This window comes from Dactylosporangium fulvum (assembly GCF_025137375.1).
GTDB lineage: Bacteria > Actinomycetota > Actinomycetes > Mycobacteriales > Micromonosporaceae > Dactylosporangium > Dactylosporangium fulvum.
Genome location: NZ_CP073720.1, coordinates 4,641,777 through 4,658,905 on the forward strand (window position 1 = coordinate 4,641,777; position 17,129 = coordinate 4,658,905).

General features: G+C 69.5%; 16 protein-coding genes. 15 read left to right on the forward strand and 1 reads right to left on the reverse strand.

Features of this window, described 5'->3' with window-relative positions; translation table 11 throughout:
- The first annotated feature begins 16 nt into the window (after positions 1-16).
- The 4 genes from Dfulv_RS21860 to Dfulv_RS21875 all read left to right on the forward strand — a co-directional run bounded on the left by Dfulv_RS21860 (position 17) and on the right by Dfulv_RS21875 (position 5,606).
- Positions 17-1,798, forward strand: coding sequence for an FAD-binding oxidoreductase (locus Dfulv_RS21860; protein ID WP_259866217.1), 1,782 nt, complete (start codon positions 17-19; stop codon positions 1,796-1,798).
- A 603-nt stretch (positions 1,799-2,401) separates the two neighbouring features.
- Positions 2,402-2,959: a glycosyltransferase 87 family protein gene (locus Dfulv_RS21865; protein ID WP_259866219.1), complete on the forward strand. Its 558-nt coding sequence runs from the start codon at positions 2,402-2,404 to the stop codon at positions 2,957-2,959.
- On the forward strand, positions 2,925-3,920 hold the full coding sequence (locus Dfulv_RS21870; protein WP_259866221.1) for a PQQ-dependent sugar dehydrogenase: 996 nt from the start codon (positions 2,925-2,927) through the stop codon (positions 3,918-3,920). The genes Dfulv_RS21865 and Dfulv_RS21870 overlap by 35 nt, the downstream gene beginning before the upstream one ends.
- Before the next feature lie 354 nt (positions 3,921-4,274).
- Positions 4,275-5,606: an MFS transporter gene (locus Dfulv_RS21875; RefSeq protein ID WP_259866223.1), complete on the forward strand. Its 1,332-nt coding sequence runs from the start codon at positions 4,275-4,277 to the stop codon at positions 5,604-5,606.
- Positions 5,607-6,055: 449 nt separating this feature from the next.
- Here Dfulv_RS21875 and Dfulv_RS21880 read toward each other — a convergent pair whose 3' ends face one another.
- The gene (locus Dfulv_RS21880; protein WP_259866225.1) at positions 6,056-6,514 is read right to left on the reverse strand and encodes a MarR family winged helix-turn-helix transcriptional regulator; all 459 of its coding nucleotides are present in this window, start codon (positions 6,512-6,514) and stop codon (positions 6,056-6,058) included.
- A gap of 159 nt (positions 6,515-6,673) precedes the next feature.
- Here Dfulv_RS21880 and Dfulv_RS21885 point away from each other — a divergent pair, with 159 nt between their 5' ends.
- From Dfulv_RS21885 to Dfulv_RS21935, 11 genes are all read left to right on the forward strand, one after another.
- Positions 6,674-8,266 carry an ABC transporter substrate-binding protein gene (locus Dfulv_RS21885; protein WP_259866226.1) on the forward strand — a complete coding sequence of 531 codons (1,593 nt, stop codon included), beginning with the start codon at positions 6,674-6,676 and terminating at the stop codon, positions 8,264-8,266.
- A 51-nt stretch (positions 8,267-8,317) separates the two neighbouring features.
- The gene (locus tag Dfulv_RS21890; protein WP_259866228.1) at positions 8,318-9,289 is read left to right on the forward strand and encodes an ABC transporter permease; all 972 of its coding nucleotides are present in this window, start codon (positions 8,318-8,320) and stop codon (positions 9,287-9,289) included.
- Entirely contained in the window at positions 9,286-10,137 is an 852-nt protein-coding gene (locus Dfulv_RS21895) for an ABC transporter permease (protein ID WP_259866230.1), read from the forward strand. The genes Dfulv_RS21890 and Dfulv_RS21895 overlap by 4 nt, the downstream gene beginning before the upstream one ends.
- A gap of 80 nt (positions 10,138-10,217) precedes the next feature.
- Positions 10,218-11,876, forward strand: coding sequence for a dipeptide ABC transporter ATP-binding protein (locus Dfulv_RS21900; protein ID WP_259866232.1), 1,659 nt, complete (start codon positions 10,218-10,220; stop codon positions 11,874-11,876).
- A complete protein-coding gene (locus Dfulv_RS21905) occupies positions 11,861-12,934 on the forward strand; it encodes an LLM class flavin-dependent oxidoreductase (protein ID WP_259866234.1) in 1,074 nt (357 codons plus the stop codon). The genes Dfulv_RS21900 and Dfulv_RS21905 overlap by 16 nt, the downstream gene beginning before the upstream one ends.
- On the forward strand, positions 12,927-13,313 hold the full coding sequence (locus tag Dfulv_RS21910; protein ID WP_259866236.1) for a PPOX class F420-dependent oxidoreductase: 387 nt from the start codon (positions 12,927-12,929) through the stop codon (positions 13,311-13,313). The genes Dfulv_RS21905 and Dfulv_RS21910 overlap by 8 nt, the downstream gene beginning before the upstream one ends.
- A 26-nt stretch (positions 13,314-13,339) precedes the next feature.
- Complete coding sequence (locus Dfulv_RS21915; RefSeq protein ID WP_259866239.1) at positions 13,340-14,215, forward strand: sulfurtransferase; 876 nt, start codon at positions 13,340-13,342, stop codon at positions 14,213-14,215.
- Positions 14,212-15,132 (forward strand): LLM class flavin-dependent oxidoreductase, encoded by a 921-nt coding sequence (locus Dfulv_RS21920; RefSeq protein ID WP_259866241.1) that lies wholly within the window; start codon positions 14,212-14,214, stop codon positions 15,130-15,132. Before Dfulv_RS21915 ends, Dfulv_RS21920 begins: the two co-directional genes overlap by 4 nt.
- Positions 15,133-15,502: 370 nt before the next feature.
- Complete coding sequence (locus tag Dfulv_RS21925; protein ID WP_259866243.1) at positions 15,503-16,174, forward strand: class I SAM-dependent methyltransferase; 672 nt, start codon at positions 15,503-15,505, stop codon at positions 16,172-16,174.
- Positions 16,147-16,452, forward strand: a complete 306-nt coding sequence (locus Dfulv_RS21930; protein ID WP_259866245.1) for a nucleotidyltransferase family protein — start codon at positions 16,147-16,149, stop codon at positions 16,450-16,452. The genes Dfulv_RS21925 and Dfulv_RS21930 overlap by 28 nt, the downstream gene beginning before the upstream one ends.
- Before the next feature lie 161 nt (positions 16,453-16,613).
- On the forward strand, positions 16,614-17,129 hold the full coding sequence (locus Dfulv_RS21935) for a DUF402 domain-containing protein (RefSeq protein ID WP_259866247.1): 516 nt from the start codon (positions 16,614-16,616) through the stop codon (positions 17,127-17,129).

Sequence of the window (17,129 nt, forward strand, 5' to 3'; positions counted from 1 at the left end):
AAAGGGTGGAACTGCCATGCTGGATACGAACTCCGCGGCCAACGCGTTCCAGACTCCCGCGGGAGTCTGGAACGGCCTGGTGCACCACGACGACCGGACCGACTCCTTCACCATCTCGTTCGCACCCGACGGCACAGTTTCGTTGCGTACCTCCCGCAGCGTGGGCACCGGGGTCTGGAGCGCAGGGCAGCCCGGCCGCTTCTCCTACGAACTCACCGAGCTTTTCACTCCGGCCGCCGACCAGTCGGGCCGCGTGCAGATCCACGTCGAGGCTCACCTCGAAGGGGCCGCATATCGCGGGATCGGCACCGTCATGGTGTGCACCCCCGACGGCGTACCAGTGCACACCACCTCAGCACGGTTCACCGCCGACCACCTCGCCGGCGGGCAGGCGGCCTGGCACGACGTGGTGGGCCTGGCCGCGCCGATCCGCGGACGCACGCTTCACCCCGGTGACGACGGCTTTGAGGAGGCCTGCTCCGGCTGGTTGCTGACGGTCGAGCACAGGCCCGTGGCGGTCGTGGTCGCCGCCGACGCCGCCGACGTGGCCGCCGCCGTCCGGTTCGCGGCGGAGGCAGGACGCCCGGTCGCGGTGCAGTCGACCGGGCACGGCAAGTCGGTGCCTGCGGACGGAGCCGTATTCATCGCCGTCGGGGAGCTGCGCGAGCTGTCGGTGGACCCGGGTGCGGGCACGGCAAGGATCGGAGCCGGGCTGCGGTGGGGTGAGGTGCTCGCCGCGGCAGCCGAGCACGGCCTCGCACCGCTGTGCGGCTCCTCCGGCAACGTCGGCGTGATGGGCTACCTGACCGGCGGCGGGCTCCCGCTGGCCGGCCGTACGTACGGCTTCGCCGCCGACCGCCTCCGCTCGCTCGACATCGTCACCGCCGATGGCCTGCTCCGCACCGTCTCGCCCACCCAGGAGCCCGACCTGTTCTGGGCGGTGCGGGGTGGCAAGAGCAACTTCGGTGTCGTGGTCGCGGCCGAGATTGAGCTGCTGCCGCTGCGCACCATCTACGGCGGCGAGCTCTACTACCCGGGCGAGGACCCCAGACACGCCGCCCACGTACTCGGCTCCTACCTTGCCTGGGTCAAGGAGCAGCCGGAGGAGATGTCGTCCTCTGTGACGTTGCTGCGTTTCCCCGATGCGCCGCAGCTGCCCGAGGAGTTCCGTGGTCGCTCGTTCGTGCAGTTCCGGGTGGTCTACACGGGGGCCGAGGAGCAAGGCGCGCGGCTGGTGGAGCCGTTGCGTGCGCTCGGTCCGGAGACGGACACCTGCGGCGCGATGCCGTACACCCAGATCACCGAGATCTACAAAGACCCCAAGACCCCCGTCATGGCGCACCTGCGCAGCGCGTTGTTGCACGAACTGGACGACGCGGCCGTGGCGGAGTTGATCTCGTTGATCCACTCGTCGACGCCCGGCGGCCCGTTCCCCAACATCGAGCTACGCCACCTAGGCGGGGCGCTGAACCGGCCGCCCAGCCGTTCGCACGCCGTTAGCACCCAGGGTGCGGCCTTCCACCTGTGGCTGCGGATGCCGGCTCCGGCCGAGCGGGCCGACGCGGCACGCAAGGCCGCCGACGAGGTGCTGGAGCGGCTTCGGCCGTGGGACACCGGCGCCATGCTTCCAGGGTTCCTGTTCGACCACGACTCGGCTCCCGAGCGGGTCAGACGGGCCTACACTGAGGCGGACTACCGGCGGCTGGCCACGCTGAAGGCGGAGTACGACCCGAACGACCTTTTCCGCATCAACCACAACATCCCGCCGCTCAGCAACGGTGAGCGCACCCGATCCTGATCCGCGCACGACCTGAGGTAAGCATCGACATGCCAGTCTCGACGGGGAAAGTCGGCTTCGGTGATCGAGGCCGCCAAACTCGCCGGACGCAGGACGTACAGACCTGATACGGAGCGCCGGGTGGACCCCGGAGGTGATGCGGGCAGTAGTGACGGCCGAGCTCGCCCGGTTGCTGCTGCCCGCCCGCCAGGGCGGCGCGGAGCGCAGCCGGTCGACACTTACCACGGCAACGCGTTTATCATCTCAACCGCGTATTCAGCCGCGACGGTGGGCGCGTGGCCACCGGCAGCCTCGGCGAGAACGGCATTCGGCTGGGTACGGCGACCCGCGCGCAGGTCCGCGAGATCGTCACCGACCCCGCAGCGACCTCCGGACTGCCCCACGACGTCTCGGCGATCAGCTGCCGTCGTCCCGCAGGCGCGGGACCAGCTGCTCGACCATGGCCGATCATGCTGGTGCGGTGCGGCTCAGCTCGGCCAAACGTCGGCGTCGCGCTGAGCCTGGTCACCCAGCCGAACACAGCACTTCAGCTCGCGGCGCTGCTGCGCGGCCGGCCGAGCGTCCTCGGCGGCCCGGAGACCGCACCGACGGGAGAGTCGAACGTTGGACACCCGGGCGGACCAATCCGCGTCAGCGTCGAGCGTGTCCGGGCGGCAATGGGTCGGCCTGGCCGTCCTCGCGGTCTGCGTCGCCCTGTTCGTCGCCGCCTCGGCGCGCTGGCAGCACCAGTTCGACCTGCGGATCTACCACGGCGCGGTCCGTTCCTGGGCGCACGGCGGTGACCTGTACGCCTACCGCCAACCGGAGACCGTGCGGGTATTCGGCTTCATCTATCCACCGTTCGCCGCGATCGCCATGCTGCCCATGACGATCGTGGCGTGGCCGGTCGCCGCCGTTGCCCTCGCGATCACGTCGGTGTCGGGGACGCTGCTGCTCTGGCGACGGTTTCACCGGTGGGCACCGACGCTCGCCGGCGATGAGCATGGTGATGGTGGTGCCGGCGTCCGGATCATTTCCGGCGGGTGGGGCGGCGTTTGGGCGCATCCGGAATCGTGGTGGGGTGGTGAGCCTCCGTTGGTGGGCTGTCGTCGCAGCGGTCGCGGTCTCGGCTTCCATCGGCGTTTCGGTGGCAGCCGTCTGGCTCGGCTTTGGTGTTGCTGATCCGCCGAAGAGCGACCTGCGGCCGGGTGAGGTCCGCACCTTGGTCACCGGCCTGCAGATCCCGTGGGGCCTCGCCTTCCTCCCGGACGGCTCGGCGTTGGTCACGGAACGGAACACCGCACGGGTCCTGGCGGTGAGCAAGCGCGGTGCGGTCAAGGAAGTCCAGCGGTTCGCCGACGTGCACGCAACCGGCGAAGGAGGTCTGCTCGGCATCGCGGTGTCGCCGTCGTACCGGACCGACCAGTGGGTGTACGCGTACTATTCGACCGCGGTCGACAACCGCATCGTCCGGTTCCACCTCGGCGGCACCCCCGTTTCGGTGCTCACCGGCATCCCACACGCCGACCAGCACAACGGAGGCCGGCTCGCGTTCGGCCCGGACGGGATGCTTTACGCCAGTACCGGCGACACCGCCAACGGCGAGAACGCCCAGAACCGTCACACCCTCGCCGGCAAGATCCTCCGCATCACCCCCGACGGCAAGCCGGGTCCCGGCAACCCGTTCGGCACCAGCGCCGTCTTCAGCCTGGGCCATCGCAACGTGGAGGGTCTCGCCTTCGACCCTCACGGCACGCTGTACGCATCTGAGTTGGGCTTGGAACGCTTCGACGAACTCAACCGCATCGAGGCCGGAAGGAACTACGGCTGGCCGGTGGTGGAGGGCAAGGGCGGCGACACCCGGTTCGCGAACCCGATCGACGTCTGGGCACCCGAATACGCGTCGCCGAGCGGCATCGCGGTCACCGGTGGCCACGTCTACGTGGCATGCCTGCGCGGCAAGCGACTGTGGAAGGTCGGGCTGAACGGACAGCAGCCACAGGCGCTGCTCGTCGGCTCGTACGGGCGGCTACGCACCGTCGCCTCCGCGCCCGACGGGACGCTGTGGGTGATGACGTCCAATCGGGACGGCAGCGGCGCACCGATCAGCACCGATGATCGCATTCTGCAACTGCTGCCGTAGGCTCGTCACTCCTCTGTGCGTCCTTCACAGTTCCGCCTCCTGCGGCTCGGGTTCGTCGGCGAAACGATCGTCCTGGAAGATCACGCCGATCTGCCGTCGCCAGGACTCGACGGACAGCTCGCGCACGTCCCGCCCGTCGACCAGGAGGGGTGCCGCCGTCCGGTTCGTAGAGCCGGGCCAGCACCTTGACAATCGTTCGTAGTACGAACTAAATTGCTTCGCATTACGAACATTTCGTTTCGCGAACTAGGAGTTGTCATGGCGACGGCGCAGGAACGGTCGGACGCTGGGGGGACCGGAGCCCTGGTCGCGCTAGTGGTGGCTGTCTTCGGATACGCGCTTATGCAGACCGTGGTGGTTCCAGCACTGAAGCTGCTGGAGGTCCGATTGCACGCAACTCCCACCACGTCGGCCTGGATCCTCACCGCGTTCCTGTTGTCCAGTGCGGTGCTGACCCCACTGCTGGGACGGCTCGGCGACCAGTTCGGCCGGCGAAAGGTCACACTGGCAGTCCTGGTTGTCTACGCGATCGGGATGGCTGGTGCCGCAGCGGCGCAGAACATCGGCCAGCTCATTGCCGCACGTGTCGTCCAGGGTGCCGCGCTGGCGCTGGTTCCGCTGTCGATGGCCATCCTGCGTGAGGCCCTGCCCGTCAAACGGCTCCCGTTCGCGATGGGCTTGGTGTCGGGCGCGGTCGGCGCCGGCGGGGGTGCCGGCCTGATCGTCGGCGGGCTGCTGGCCGACCACCTGTCGTGGCGGTACCTGTTCGTCCTCGGCACGGCGATCGCCCTGGTGAGTCTGTTGTTGGCGGCGCTGTGGGTGCCCACCAGCACGTACACCGCCTCGGGCGGGACGGATGTTCCCGGCGCCGTGCTGCTCGCCGGCGGCCTGGTCGCGGTGCTGCTGGCCTTGGCGAAAGGCCCGTCGTGGGGTTGGTCGTCGGGTCGTGTGCTTGGGCTCTTCGCGCTCGGTCTGGTCCTATTCGCTGTCCTCATCGTCGTGGAACGGACCAGGAGCGACGCTCTGCTGGACGTCGGCGAGCTGAGCAATCGCCCGATGCTGATGACGCACACCGCTGCGTTCCTTTTCGGCGCTGGCTCGTACTTCTTCTACCTCGCGCTGCCGCTCTACGCGCAGTTGCCGAAAGCTGCCGGTGTCGGCTTCGGCTCCACTATCACGGTGGCCGGCCTGCTCATGCTGCCGGGGATGCTGGCCGTCGTGCCGGCGAGCATCGCGGTCGGCCGGATCGCCAGGGTGTTGGGGCCGCGCTGGCCGTTGGCCGGAGGCTGGGTACTGTTCGCCGTCGGATCGGTGCTGCTCGTCCTTGCCCACGACCAGATGTGGCAGCACGCCGTGTTCTACACGATCATCGGTTCCGGGACCGGGCTTGTCATTGGCTCGCTGCCCAAGCTGATCGCCGACATCGTGCCCCTGGCCCGGACCGGGACGGCCAACGGCATCAACAACATCGCCCGTACCGTCGGCAGCGCCGTGGGTACCGCTCTCGCCGCCGCAATCATCGCCTCCGCCGGTGCCGGCCCGTTGCCCGACTCCACGTTCACCAGCCTGTTCTGGCTAGCGGCCGCCGCCGCGGCGCTGGGCATCGCGGTCGGGTTCTTCGCGGTGAGAGGTGAAGCGACCGCCGCCGCCCCGACCGGCGAACTGGTGACCCAAACGACCGAATGAGCGGGGACCGATGGGCATCTTCAGTGCCGCCGAGCTTGCTTTCCTCCATGAGGATCGGTTCAGACTCGGAATCCGTGGCTACGCCGAAGCGATCCCCGGACCACCGGCCGTGATCCGTCTGGTCCCGAACGGGTGATCAGCTGGGGGCTACCCGAGGGCCGGACGGTCGAGGACACTTGCCGCGCCCGCGATATCCGGGACATCGCGGCCCGACACCCATGACGGGTCATGCTCGGACAAGATCCGCAAACACCCGTTGCACCAGATGCGACGTGCGCACCAGCGTCGTGACGACTCCCAGCCCTGACGCCGCATCCGCCGTAGTGGCCATAATGACAGGCTAATCGAAACTGATTCGTATTACGAATTATTTGGCCGGGGCATGCGGAGTCCGGCAGCGTCGGCGCCGACACTGCCGGGCCTGGGAGATCGCCGCCTTCGGCCCCACGTCAGCGCGGCAGCTTCCAGGGGCGGCCTGTCATGGCGGTGTGCGCTTGCAGCAGGCCTTGCAGCGCCGAAACGACGGTGCTCCGGACGGGCGCCGGGATGTCGGCTGCGAGTGCCTCGATGCGGGCCGTGATGGCGGCGTGGCAGTCGGCGGCGATGGCGGCGCCACTCGGCGTCAGTGCGAGGTTCCAGGCTCGGCGGTCATTGGCATCGGGCTGGCGCACGATAAGGCCGCGTTCCTGGACGCGATCCACGAGCCCGGTGAGCCCCGACTTCTCCAGGTGCAGCAGGCGGCCGAGCTCGCGCATCGGCAGCGGGCCGCGGGTGAGCATGCAGAGGAGCTGAGTGCGTTGCGGTGTGAGTCCGTGCTCGCGGCTCACCTCGGCGAAGACGTGGTTGATCAGGTGGGTGCAACGCACCAGGGTGTCGGCGAAGGTCAGGGTCTCGTCGGCCCCGAGCACTTCGGCCAGATCGGGTGACGCTGTCGCTCGTGTGACTCCCACCCCACCAGGTTAGTTCACGTTGACAGTGGTTCGCATCGCATACTAACTTGGTTCGCATTGTGGGTTATTCGCATTGCGAACCACTGTTGTTGTGGACTCATTATTCGAGGGATACCGATGTCTGCTTATCGGCGCCGATGGCCGACCTTGTTCGCCGGCCCCGCCCTTGCCCTGGCCGGGCTTCTGGCGTCGTGCTCCAGCGCCCCGTCCGACTCCGCGGACGCGGCGACTCCGCACGCCGGTGGCACCCTGCTGATCGCGGCCGGTGCCGACCCGGGCTGCCTGGACCCCCAACAGACCGGTCAGTTGCAGGCGTTGGACATCAGCCGGAGCCTGGTGGACTCGCTGACCGCTCAGGACCCCGGAACGGGCCAGATCGTGCCCTGGCTGGCGGAGTCGTTCACGGTCAGCGCTGACGCCCGCAAGTTCAGCTTCGTGCTCCGCGCGGGGGTCACCTTCAGCGACGGGACGCCCGTAAACTCACAGGCGGTCAAGGCGACCTTCGACGCACTGTCGAAGCTGCCGCCCAATGGCGCAGCCGCATACATCCAGGGCTACACGGGGACCGCCGTCGTCGACGACACGCATTTCGACGTCGGCTTCGCGCAGCCCAACGCGCAGTTCCTGCAGGCCACCTCCACGGCCGGATTCGGCATCCTGTCGATCGCCACCGCGGCCAAGCCCCTCGCGGACCGCTGCCGCGGCCAGGTTGTCGGTTCGGGGCCGTACGTGCTGCGAAGCTACACCCCGAACCAGGGCGTTGTGCTCGCGCAGCGTTCGGAGTACGCCTGGCCGTCGTCGTTGGCAACGAACAAGGGCGCCGCCTACCTGGATGAGGTCAGGTTCAACTTCGTCTCCGAAGCCGGCGCCCGCACCGGTGCGCTGAGCTCGGACCAGGCGCAGGTCGCCGAGAACGTGCAACCGACCGACCAGGGTCAGTTCGCCGGACGCGGCTTCCATCTGCTGGTCAAGATGGCTCCCGGGCTGGTGCCGCCGCTGTCGCTGAACCATCGCGGCGTGCTCGCCGATCAGAACATCCGCATGGCCCTGCTGCGGGGCGTCGACCGCGGCGCGCTGGTCAGCACCGTATTCAACGAGCACGTCCGGCCGGCGACCAGCGTGCTGGCCTCGACCACCCCGTACTACGTCGACCAGAGCGCCAAACTGGTCTACGACCCTGACGGCGCGCGGCAGTTGCTCACCGCGTCGGGCTGGACGCCGGGCCCCGACGGGATCCGGGTGAAGGACGGCCAGCAGCTCACGTTGCGGTGGCTGATCCCCGCACCGCTGCCACCGGCGAACGAGTACGTGCAGCAACAACTGCGCACGATCGGCGTGAACGTGGTGCTGGACGTGGTGCCGCCGGCGCAGTATGTGTCCCGGCAGTCGGCGGGGGACTTCGACCTCACGGCCGTCGCCGTCACCCGGGCCGACCCGGACGCGCTGCGCAACATCTTCTCCACCAAAGGCGCCAACCTCTGGCACCTGCCGCCCAGCCAGCTCGACACGTACCTCGAGGAGCAGGCCACCGCGACGACCGCCGAGGACCGGCAGACCGCGGTGACGAATGCGGTCGCCTGGATCCTCGACCACGCCGACACCGTCCCGCTCTACGAGACCGCGATCGTCCACGGCGTCTCCGACCGTGTGCGGGACCTGCGGGCGACCGCCTCGACCCAACTGGACCTGCACGACGCCTGGCTGCGCTGACGGCCTGAGCCCTGGCGGACATCACGAGGAACTCGATCGACGATGCGATTAGTGGTGAATGGGACCGGCAAGTATGTGGTGCGGCGGCTGGCGCAGGCGGCGGTGGTGGTCTGGGCGGCGTTCACGGTGACCTTCGTTGCGATCCGATTGCTGCCCGGCGACCCGGTGGCACTGATGTTGTCCGGTCGCAACGGGTTCTCCGCACCGACCCCGGAGCAGGTCGCCGAGACACGGGCCCGACTGGGTCTCGACCGCCCGCTGCTCGTCCAGTACTGGGACGCGCTGGCTGACGCGCTGCACGGCGACTTCGGGTCCTCGATCCAGACCGGCCGGCCTGTATCAGCAATGATCAGCGAAACATTGCCGGCCACCCTCCAGCTCGGCGCGGCGGCCCTCGTGCTCTCCCTCGTCGCCGGCACCGCCGTGGGGATCGCGGCCAACCTCGTCGGCTCACCGTCGGCTCGCCAGTGGCTGCGATCGCTGCCCGCGGTGGGGATATCCCTGCCGTCGTTCTGGGTCGGCCTGGTACTGCTGGAGCTGCTGTCCTTCCGCTGGCGGCTCTTCCCGTCGTTCGGCTCGACCGGGTTGACCGGACTCGTGCTCCCGGCGTGCACGCTCGCGCTGCCCGGAGCGGCACTGGTGGCGCAGGTGCTGGGCAAGAGCCTGCACGACACGCTGCTGCAACCGTACGCGGACACGCTGCGCGCAAGCGGGGCCGGCGCGTGGCGCCTGGTGGTCGGGCACGGACTGCGCAACGCCGCCATCCCCACGGTGACCGCGGCCGGGCTGCTGGTCGGACACCTCATCGGCGGTGCCGTCGTGGTCGAGACGGTGTTCTCCCGACCCGGCCTGGGCCGCATCACCCAGGCCGCCGTCGGCGAGCAGGATCTCCCGGTCGTGCAGGGCGCCGTCGTGGTCGCCGCCCTCGCCTTCGCGCTGATCAACCTGGCGATCGATCTGCTGTACCCGATCCTGGACCCGCGGATCCACGCCACCACCCGGACAGCGGGGACACCGGCATGATCGACAAATCGCCGATCGCCGCGCGGGCGCGCCGGGTGGCCGGTGCGGCGGCGCGCCGTCCAGGTCTCGTACTCTCCGCCCTGGTCCTGCTGCTGATCATGGGCTGGGTCCTGGTGCCGGATTGGTTCGGCGGCCAGTCGCCGACCGTCGGCGTTGCGCAACAGCGGCTCGAGCCCCCGAGCAGCCGGCACCTGTTCGGCACCGACCAACTCGGCCGGGACGTCTACGCCCGGGTCGTGCACGCCGCCGGGCTGTCGCTGGGGACCGCGCTCGCTGCGACCGCCATCGCGTCGGCCGCCGGTGTCCTGCTCGGGCTGGCCGCCGGCTACTTCGGGCGCACGGCCGACGTGGTGATCTCGCGGATCGTCGACATCACCCTGTCCATTCCGTCCGTGCTGCTGTCGCTGCTGATCATCAGCGCGCTGGGAGGCGGGACCCTCCACATCGCGGTCGCGGTCGCGGTGACCAGCATCGCCGGATTCTCCCGGCTCACCAGGGCTGAGGTACTACGGATCCGTACGGCGGTCCACGTCGAGGCCGCCGCCCTCGGCGGGGCCCGCTGGTGGCGGATCCTCGCCCGGTACGTCGCCCCCGCGGTCGTCGGCCCGGTGCTCGGGCTGGCCGCGCTGGACTTCGGCCTGGTCGTCCTGGCCGTGTCAGCCCTGAGTTTCCTCGGCTACGGACCCCCACCGCCCGCGCAGGAATGGGGTGCCCTCGTCGCGTCGGGCCGTAACTACCTGGCGACGGCCTGGTGGTTGAGCACGCTGCCGGGTCTGACCGTCGCGGTCGTGGTGCTCGCCGCGAACCGGCTGTCGCGGGCACTGGAAACCGAACGGAGCCGCGCATGACCGGTCCGGAGCGAAGCGAAGGGGCCGGTCATCGTGGGCTCAGTTCGGAGGTCGTGCGGCCGGAGCGAAGCGGAGGACGCATGACCGAGCCACGCCAGGTGCTGGAGGTCCGCGGCCTGCGGGTGACCTACCGGAGCCGGTCGGGTCGCGTGACCGCCGTCGACGGGGCCGCCTTGACGGTGACCGCCGGGCAGATCACCGCCGTCGTCGGGGAGTCCGGGTCGGGCAAGACCAGCACCGCACACGCCGTCCTCGGCCTGCTGCCCTCCACCGGGCGCGTTGAAGCGGGAAGCATCCGCCTGCGCGGGCAAGAACTCGTCGGCCTGAGCCGGCGAGCATGGCAGCATATCCGAGGAGCCCAGATCGGGCTGGTACCGCAGGACCCCGCCGTGTCGCTGGACCCGCTCACGCCGATCGGCCGGCACGTCGCCGAGGTGCTGCGCATCCACGGCCTCGCCACGAGAGCCACCGCGCCGGACAGGGCCGTCGAGCTGCTCGCCGAGGCCGGCATCCCCGACGCCGCCGCCCGGGCCCGGCAGTACCCGCACGAGCTCTCCGGCGGCCTGCGCCAACGGGTCCTGATCGCCATGGCCACCGCCGCCCGGCCCGCACTGCTCATCGCCGACGAGCCCACGTCCGCCCTCGACGTCACCGTGCAACGACAGATCCTCGACCACCTGGACGCCCTCGTGTCCACCGGTGACCTCGCGATCCTGCTCGTCACCCACGACCTGGCCGTGGTCGCGCAGCGCGCCCAGCACGTCGTCGTCATGTCCCACGGGCAGGTCGTCGAAGCCGGTCCGACCAGCGACGTGCTCACCGATCCCCGGACCGACTACACCCGCCGCCTGATCGCGGACGCCCCCGGGTTGCGCAGCCGGAGACTGCGGCCGTTGGCCCCAGCCGTGCCGCCGGCGGCGGAAGTTCCGGCGCCCGGACCGCTCCTGGCGGTCGACCACCTCAGCCTCAGCTACCCCGCCCACAGGATTCGCGGGCGAGATCAGCCGGCCCGGTTCGCGGTCGACGATGTCAGCTTCACCATCCCGGCACGCACCACGCTGGGCCTGGTCGGTGAGTCAGGATCCGGCAAGACCAGCCTCGCCCGGCTGATCCTGGGCCTGACCCGCCCCGACGCCGGCAGGATCCGCCTGGACGGGCGCGACATCACCGCGCTGCGACGGCGCGATCTGCGCACCGTGCACCGCCGCGTGCAGCTGATCTACCAGAATCCCTACGCGTCGCTGAACCCCTACTTCACCGTCGACGAACTCGTCGGTGAACCGCTGCGCAACTACGGCATCGGCGATCGGGCCGGCCGTTCACAGCGCATCGGGGAGCTACTGGACAGCGTCGCGCTGCCGGCCGGCATCCGCCGGCGCAGGGCGGCGGAGCTCTCCGGCGGACAGCGACAGCGGGTGGCGATCGCCCGCGCGCTGGCACTCAACCCGGACCTGCTGGTCTGCGACGAACCCGTGTCCGCCCTCGACGTCACGGTCCAGGCGCAGATCCTGCAGCTGCTGGTCGACCTGCAACACCGCTACGGCCTCACGTACCTCTTCATCTCCCATGACCTCGCCGTCGTCCGCCAGATCGCCGACCGTGTCGCCGTGATGCGCGGTGGGCGGCTGGTCGAGGTGGCCACCACCGACGACATCTTCGCCGCGCCCTGCCACCCCTACACGCGGGCGCTGCTCGACGCGATCCCCAACCAGAAGGACCCATCGTGGAACTTGGACTGATCACCTTCGGCAGCCTGCTGCCCGACCCCGCCACCGGTACCGTGCTCACCCAGCGGGAGCGCCTACGCGACGTCGTGCGGGCCGCGCCGATCGCCGAGGAGCTCGGCTTCTCCTGGTACACCGTCGGCGAACACCACTTCGGCGACCGGGACGTCATCCCGTCGCCCGCGGTCGTCCTGGCCGCCATCGCCGAACACACCTCGCGGATTCGGCTCGCGACCGGGACCACGCTGCTCGCCAACCGCGACCCCGTGCTGGTGGCCGAGGACTACGCGCTGGTGGACCTGCTGAGCGAGGGCAGGCTGGAACTCATCGCCGGCGGCTCGTTCTTCCCCGAGCCGTGGGCGGTCTTCGGACAGGACCCGCAGAGCAAAGCTGTCCGCAAACGCGAGGGCGTCGAGCTGCTGACGCGGCTCTGGCGGGAGGAGCGCGTGACCTGGACCGGGCAGTTCCGGCCACCGCTGAACGAGGTCCGTCTCCAGCCCCGCCTCACGCAGGACCGCTTGCCGTTGTGGATCAGCGCCGGCGTCGGTACCGATTCCATCGACCTCGCGATCGCGCACGGCCTGCCGATGGTGGTCGGCACCACCGCACGCCCGCCGCTGGACTTCGTCGACGTCTTCGCCGGGTACCGCCGGAGGTGGACCGGCAGCGGCCGGCCGGACGCGCCGGGCCGGCTCGGCGCGGCCAGCCACGCCTTCGTCGCCCGCACGTCCCAGGCCGCCCGGTCGCTGTGGCGTGACCACATCAACAGCTACCTGTCGGTCAACACGCCGTCGCACGGCCCGGCCCGCGGCCCCTTCGACTTCGACGCCTACATCGGCGCCGACGGGCCGGCCCTGTGCGGCAGCCCCGCCGAGGTCCTCGACAAACTCGGTCGGCTGCACGAGCTGTGGGGACACGACCTGCACCTGCTCGCCATCGACATCGGCGGCGTCCCGTACGCGGACGTGCACACCGCGATGGAACTGGTAGCCTCCGATGTCCTTCCGCACCTTACGGGCCCGGCGGGCGCCGCCGGCAGGGCCTCGACCCCGGCGGTGAGCGCGGGTGCTTGACCAGGACGTCCGCGAGCTCGCGACCGGCACCAACCTCGGCTTCTTCAGCACGCTCATGCCCACCGGCCAACCCCAGCTCAGCATCGTCTGGCCGCACGCCGACGACGACCACATTCTGATCGGTACCCAGACGAGCCGGCAGAAGTACCGCAACGTCCTCGCCGACCCTCGGGCCACGATCCTGCTCCTGGACGCCGCGAACCCTCGCCGGTACATCGAGATCCGCGGCCGCGTCGTCGGCACCGAGACCGGAGCCGCCGCCGTGCGGCTCGCCCACACCACCTTCACCAAGTGGACCGGCAGCCCCACGCTGCGCCCCGCTGACGGGGAGCGGGTGCTCCTTCGCCTGCGTCCGGAACACATTCATCGCAAGGAATGAATCAATCTTTTGAGAAGGAGTCGCCGATGAGCACCGACCACCCACTGACCCTCGCGGATCTCCGCCCGGTCGTCGACGCGGGCTGGCTACGCCGGTCCCTCGACCGCGTCGTCGTCGCCGACGTCCGCTGGTACCTCGACGGACGCAGCGGCCGGGAGGCGTACCTCGCCGGCCACATCCCGGGTGCGATCTGGGTCGACGTGGACACCGTCCTGTCCGCGCCGACGGACCCACGGGCCGGACGTCATCCCCTTCCCGACCCGGCCGAGTTCGCCCGATCCCTCGGCGCACTCGGCATCCCCGACACGATCACGGTCGTCGCCTACGACGACTTCGGCGGGGCCTACGCCGCCCGCCTGGTATGGCTGCTGCGCCGGCTCGGCCGGCCCGCGGCACTCCTCGACGGGGGCCTGGCCGCCTGGCAGGGCGATCTCGACACCGGACAGGTCACCCTCCCGCCGGTCCGACGCACCACCGTCGAGTGGCCGGCCGACCGGCTACGGACCGCGGACGACGTCGAGCGGGCCATCGCCGACGGTACCGCCGTCGTGCTCGACGCCCGTGCCCCCGAGCGCTACTCGGGCGACAGCGTGCTCCCCACCGACGTGCGCTCTGGCCACATCCCCGGCGCGAAGAACGCCCCGTGGCCGGCAAACCTCACACCGGACGGCACCTTCGCCGACCCCGACCGGCTGCGAGAGCACTATGGCACGCTCGGGATCGATCCCGGTGCCGAGGTCGTTGTCTACTGCGGCAGTGGCGTGACCGCATGCCACGACCTGCTCGCGCTCGAACTGGCCGGCATCGACAACACCGCGCTCTACCCGGGCTCGTGGTCGGCCTGGTCCGCTGATCCCGCCCGGTCGATCGCCACCGGCCCGCTACCGGCAGGTGTGGTGTGAGCGCCCTGTTCGAGCGGCGGCTGGTGTTCGGTGCCGGCGGGGCGGTCGGCGGACTGTCCGCGTCCCAGACGCTCGACCTCGCCCAGAGCGCCGACGAGCTCGGCTACGACCTGTTTACCCTCAGCGACCACCTGCACAGCCACCGACCCACGATCGAACCCTTCACCGCGCTCGCCTGGCTGGCCGGCAGGACCACCCGCATCGAGCTCGGCACCAACGTGCTCGCCCTGCCGTACCGCCCCCCGCCCGTCGTCGCCAAGACAGCGGAAACCCTCGACCGCATCAGCGGAGGCCGGTTCGTGCTGGGCCTCGGCGGAGGCGGATTCGACGAGGAGTTCCGCGCCTTCGGCCTCCCCGAGCGCACACCCGGTCAGAAGATCACCGGTCAACGCGAGGCGATCGCCATCATCCGCAGCCTCTGGACCCAGCCCACGACCACCTTCCACGGCAGCGAGTTCGACGTCACCGACGCGCGGATCGACCCCCGCCCCGAACACCGGATCCCGATCTGGCTCGGCTCGTACGGACCGCGAGCGCTCGCCCTCACCGGACAACTCGCCGACGGCTGGATACCATCCCTGGGCAGAATCGGGCTCGACCGGGCCCGGCAGATGCGGGCGGCCGTGCGTGCCGCCGCCACCGCGGCGGGCCGTGACCCTGACTCGATCGTCTGTGCATGCAACATCATCGTCCGCATCGATCCGTCCCTGGAACCGACGCCACAAGCCGTCGTCGGGAGCCTGGACGCGGTCGTCGCCCAGCTCCGCGAGGTGATCGCGGCCGGCTTCACCGGCCTGCTCCTGGCCGTCGCCACCGTTGCGGAGCAGGAGCTCATCGCCAAGGAGGTCATTCCAGCCCTGCGCGCCGAGGCCGCGTCAGAGACCGGTCATCTGCCGCCGTCGTCGACGGCACCCTGATTGGGACAAACGACGCCGCCGACCTGGGGATCAGGAGGCGTTGTGGGATTGGCGGACGCGGCTGGCCCGTGTCGGGTCCGCGGTCAGATCGCTTGGGCGATCTGCGCGGCGCTCATCCCGCCCGCTTGGTGCGGTAACCGAATCCAAACCCCGACGAGGCCATCCCGTTGGGACGTCGTCATGCTGTGATGAGCATCTATGCTTGCCGGGGCAACGGAAACCAACCTACTACGGTGCGTCACCGGCGAGCTTGAACGCCAGCACGCCGGAAGCGGCAGAATAGTGAGCCTGCTCGCGGCGGCAAGGGCGGGCGGCACGGACATTGAGATGGGGGACCGCATGGGCGTGCGCGGTCTGTCAGAGTGACGCGATGAACGTCGCGAGAAGCGCCGTCGAGGCTTGGAACGAGGAGTACAAGCAGGGCCGCTACGCCAATGAACCGCCTGTTGACTTCGTAGAGGACATCCTATCGGCCGCCTGGCGCGAGGGCATTTCTGCCGGCCTCTACATCGGATGCGGCAACGGCAGGAACCTGCTCCCTCTCGTCGACAGCGGGCTGGATCTTCTCGGCCTGGACGTGTCCGATGAAGCCATCCGCCAGCTGACGCAGGCCCGACCAGATCGAGCGAGTCATCTTGTTTGCGGCGATCTCGAAGCGTTGCCTGCCGGGCATCGGTGGCCACTGGTCGTCGCGATCCAGGTGTTCCAACACGGTAACCGTCATGAAGCACATGAACACGTTCGTGCGGCCCAGGCGCGGGTTGAGTCCGGCGGGCTGCTGTGTGTGCGAGTCAACGCCGTGGGAACCGATGTGTGGCCGTCACACGAGGTTGTCGAGCGTGATCCCGACGATGGCTTCTCCGTCCGCTACACAGCAGGCCCGAAGAACGGACTGACGATCCACTTCTTCAGCGCGGCGGAGCTGGACACCATGTGCACGGGCTGGACGCCCGTGCTTCCGCTGAGGGCACACCAGACCGAACGAACCCCACCGGGCATCGGCCGATGGACCCAATGGGAAGCCATCTGGCGGCGGTCATGACCTTGAGCCCAGAGCGTGCATCGGCCGCGGAACGGACAGCGCTGACATCGATTCACGATGCCGTAGGCACCTGGCCGGAGACCGCTACCGCGGTGGCGGTACGCCTCAACGCAGACGATGTCAGCGAAATCTGCGCCCCGCTGGGCGTCGACGACCTCCTCAACGGTGTCTGGCAGTGCAATCCTCGGCGCGTCACCATCGTGCAGTCCCTTGCCCGGCTTGAGCGCCATCAACCGCAGCTGCGGTGGCCGGGCATCACCGTCATACCGCCGGCATGAAATACATGCGGCTTTCCGCGCCGATCACCTGCATATCAAACAGATCCAAACGCCCGGCCGGCAGCTGGGCTTTAACGCTCTGTAGCGCTCGGAACGCGGCGGAGGCGGACATCCATTGCACGCCGGGTCGCAGCGTACTGCGTTTGCCCTAGCGTGCTCCCATGGGCGTGGTTGAGAACGGCGAGAGCGTACGTCTGTGCAAGGTCAAGCGTCCCGGAGGCGTCTTTTGGTTCGATCTCCAGCAGGTCCTCCAGGACCGTGACGGGACGTGGCTGCGGGGCCCTGTCGGTTCACCATGGGGCGCTCCGCATGACAGCGGCACGCTGTCGGTACCCATCATGGTGTTGCTCGCGCCGGGCCGTCCGTGGGTAGCGTGGTGGGTCGGTGATCCCGATGATCGACGGCTTGAGATTGATGTATGCCTCCCGCCGGAGCTTACCGAGGCAGGCTGGCGGTTTGTCGATCTTGAGCTGGATCCGGTGCTCCACACGCATGATTTGCGTGTAGAGATCGAAGACTGGGAAGAGTACGAACAGGCGTGCCGCGACGGCTGGATGAGTGCGGATGACGCCAAGCTCGCACGGTTCACGGCCGAAGATCGCACCGAAGCGCTCCGGCGCCGGGACGAGCCCTGGCAGGAGCGCGGATGGCAGATGCTTCGTTCCATTGTCGTATAA

Bases quoted from the DNA above. Each gene is read 5' to 3' on its own strand.
- Dfulv_RS21860 (WP_259866217.1), top strand. From the start codon at position 17: ATGCTGGATACGAACTCCGCGGCCAACGCGTTCCAGACTCCCGCGGGA.
- Dfulv_RS21885 (WP_259866226.1), top strand. From the start codon at position 6,674: ATGTCTGCTTATCGGCGCCGATGGCCGACCTTGTTCGCCGGCCCCGCC.
- Dfulv_RS21895 (WP_259866230.1), top strand. From the start codon at position 9,286: ATGATCGACAAATCGCCGATCGCCGCGCGGGCGCGCCGGGTGGCCGGT.
- Dfulv_RS21900 (WP_259866232.1), top strand. From the start codon at position 10,218: ATGACCGAGCCACGCCAGGTGCTGGAGGTCCGCGGCCTGCGGGTGACC.
- Dfulv_RS21915 (WP_259866239.1), top strand. From the start codon at position 13,340: ATGAGCACCGACCACCCACTGACCCTCGCGGATCTCCGCCCGGTCGTC.
- Dfulv_RS21925 (WP_259866243.1), top strand. From the start codon at position 15,503: ATGAACGTCGCGAGAAGCGCCGTCGAGGCTTGGAACGAGGAGTACAAG.
- Dfulv_RS21930 (WP_259866245.1), top strand. From the start codon at position 16,147: ATGGGAAGCCATCTGGCGGCGGTCATGACCTTGAGCCCAGAGCGTGCA.
- Dfulv_RS21935 (WP_259866247.1), top strand. From the start codon at position 16,614: ATGGGCGTGGTTGAGAACGGCGAGAGCGTACGTCTGTGCAAGGTCAAG.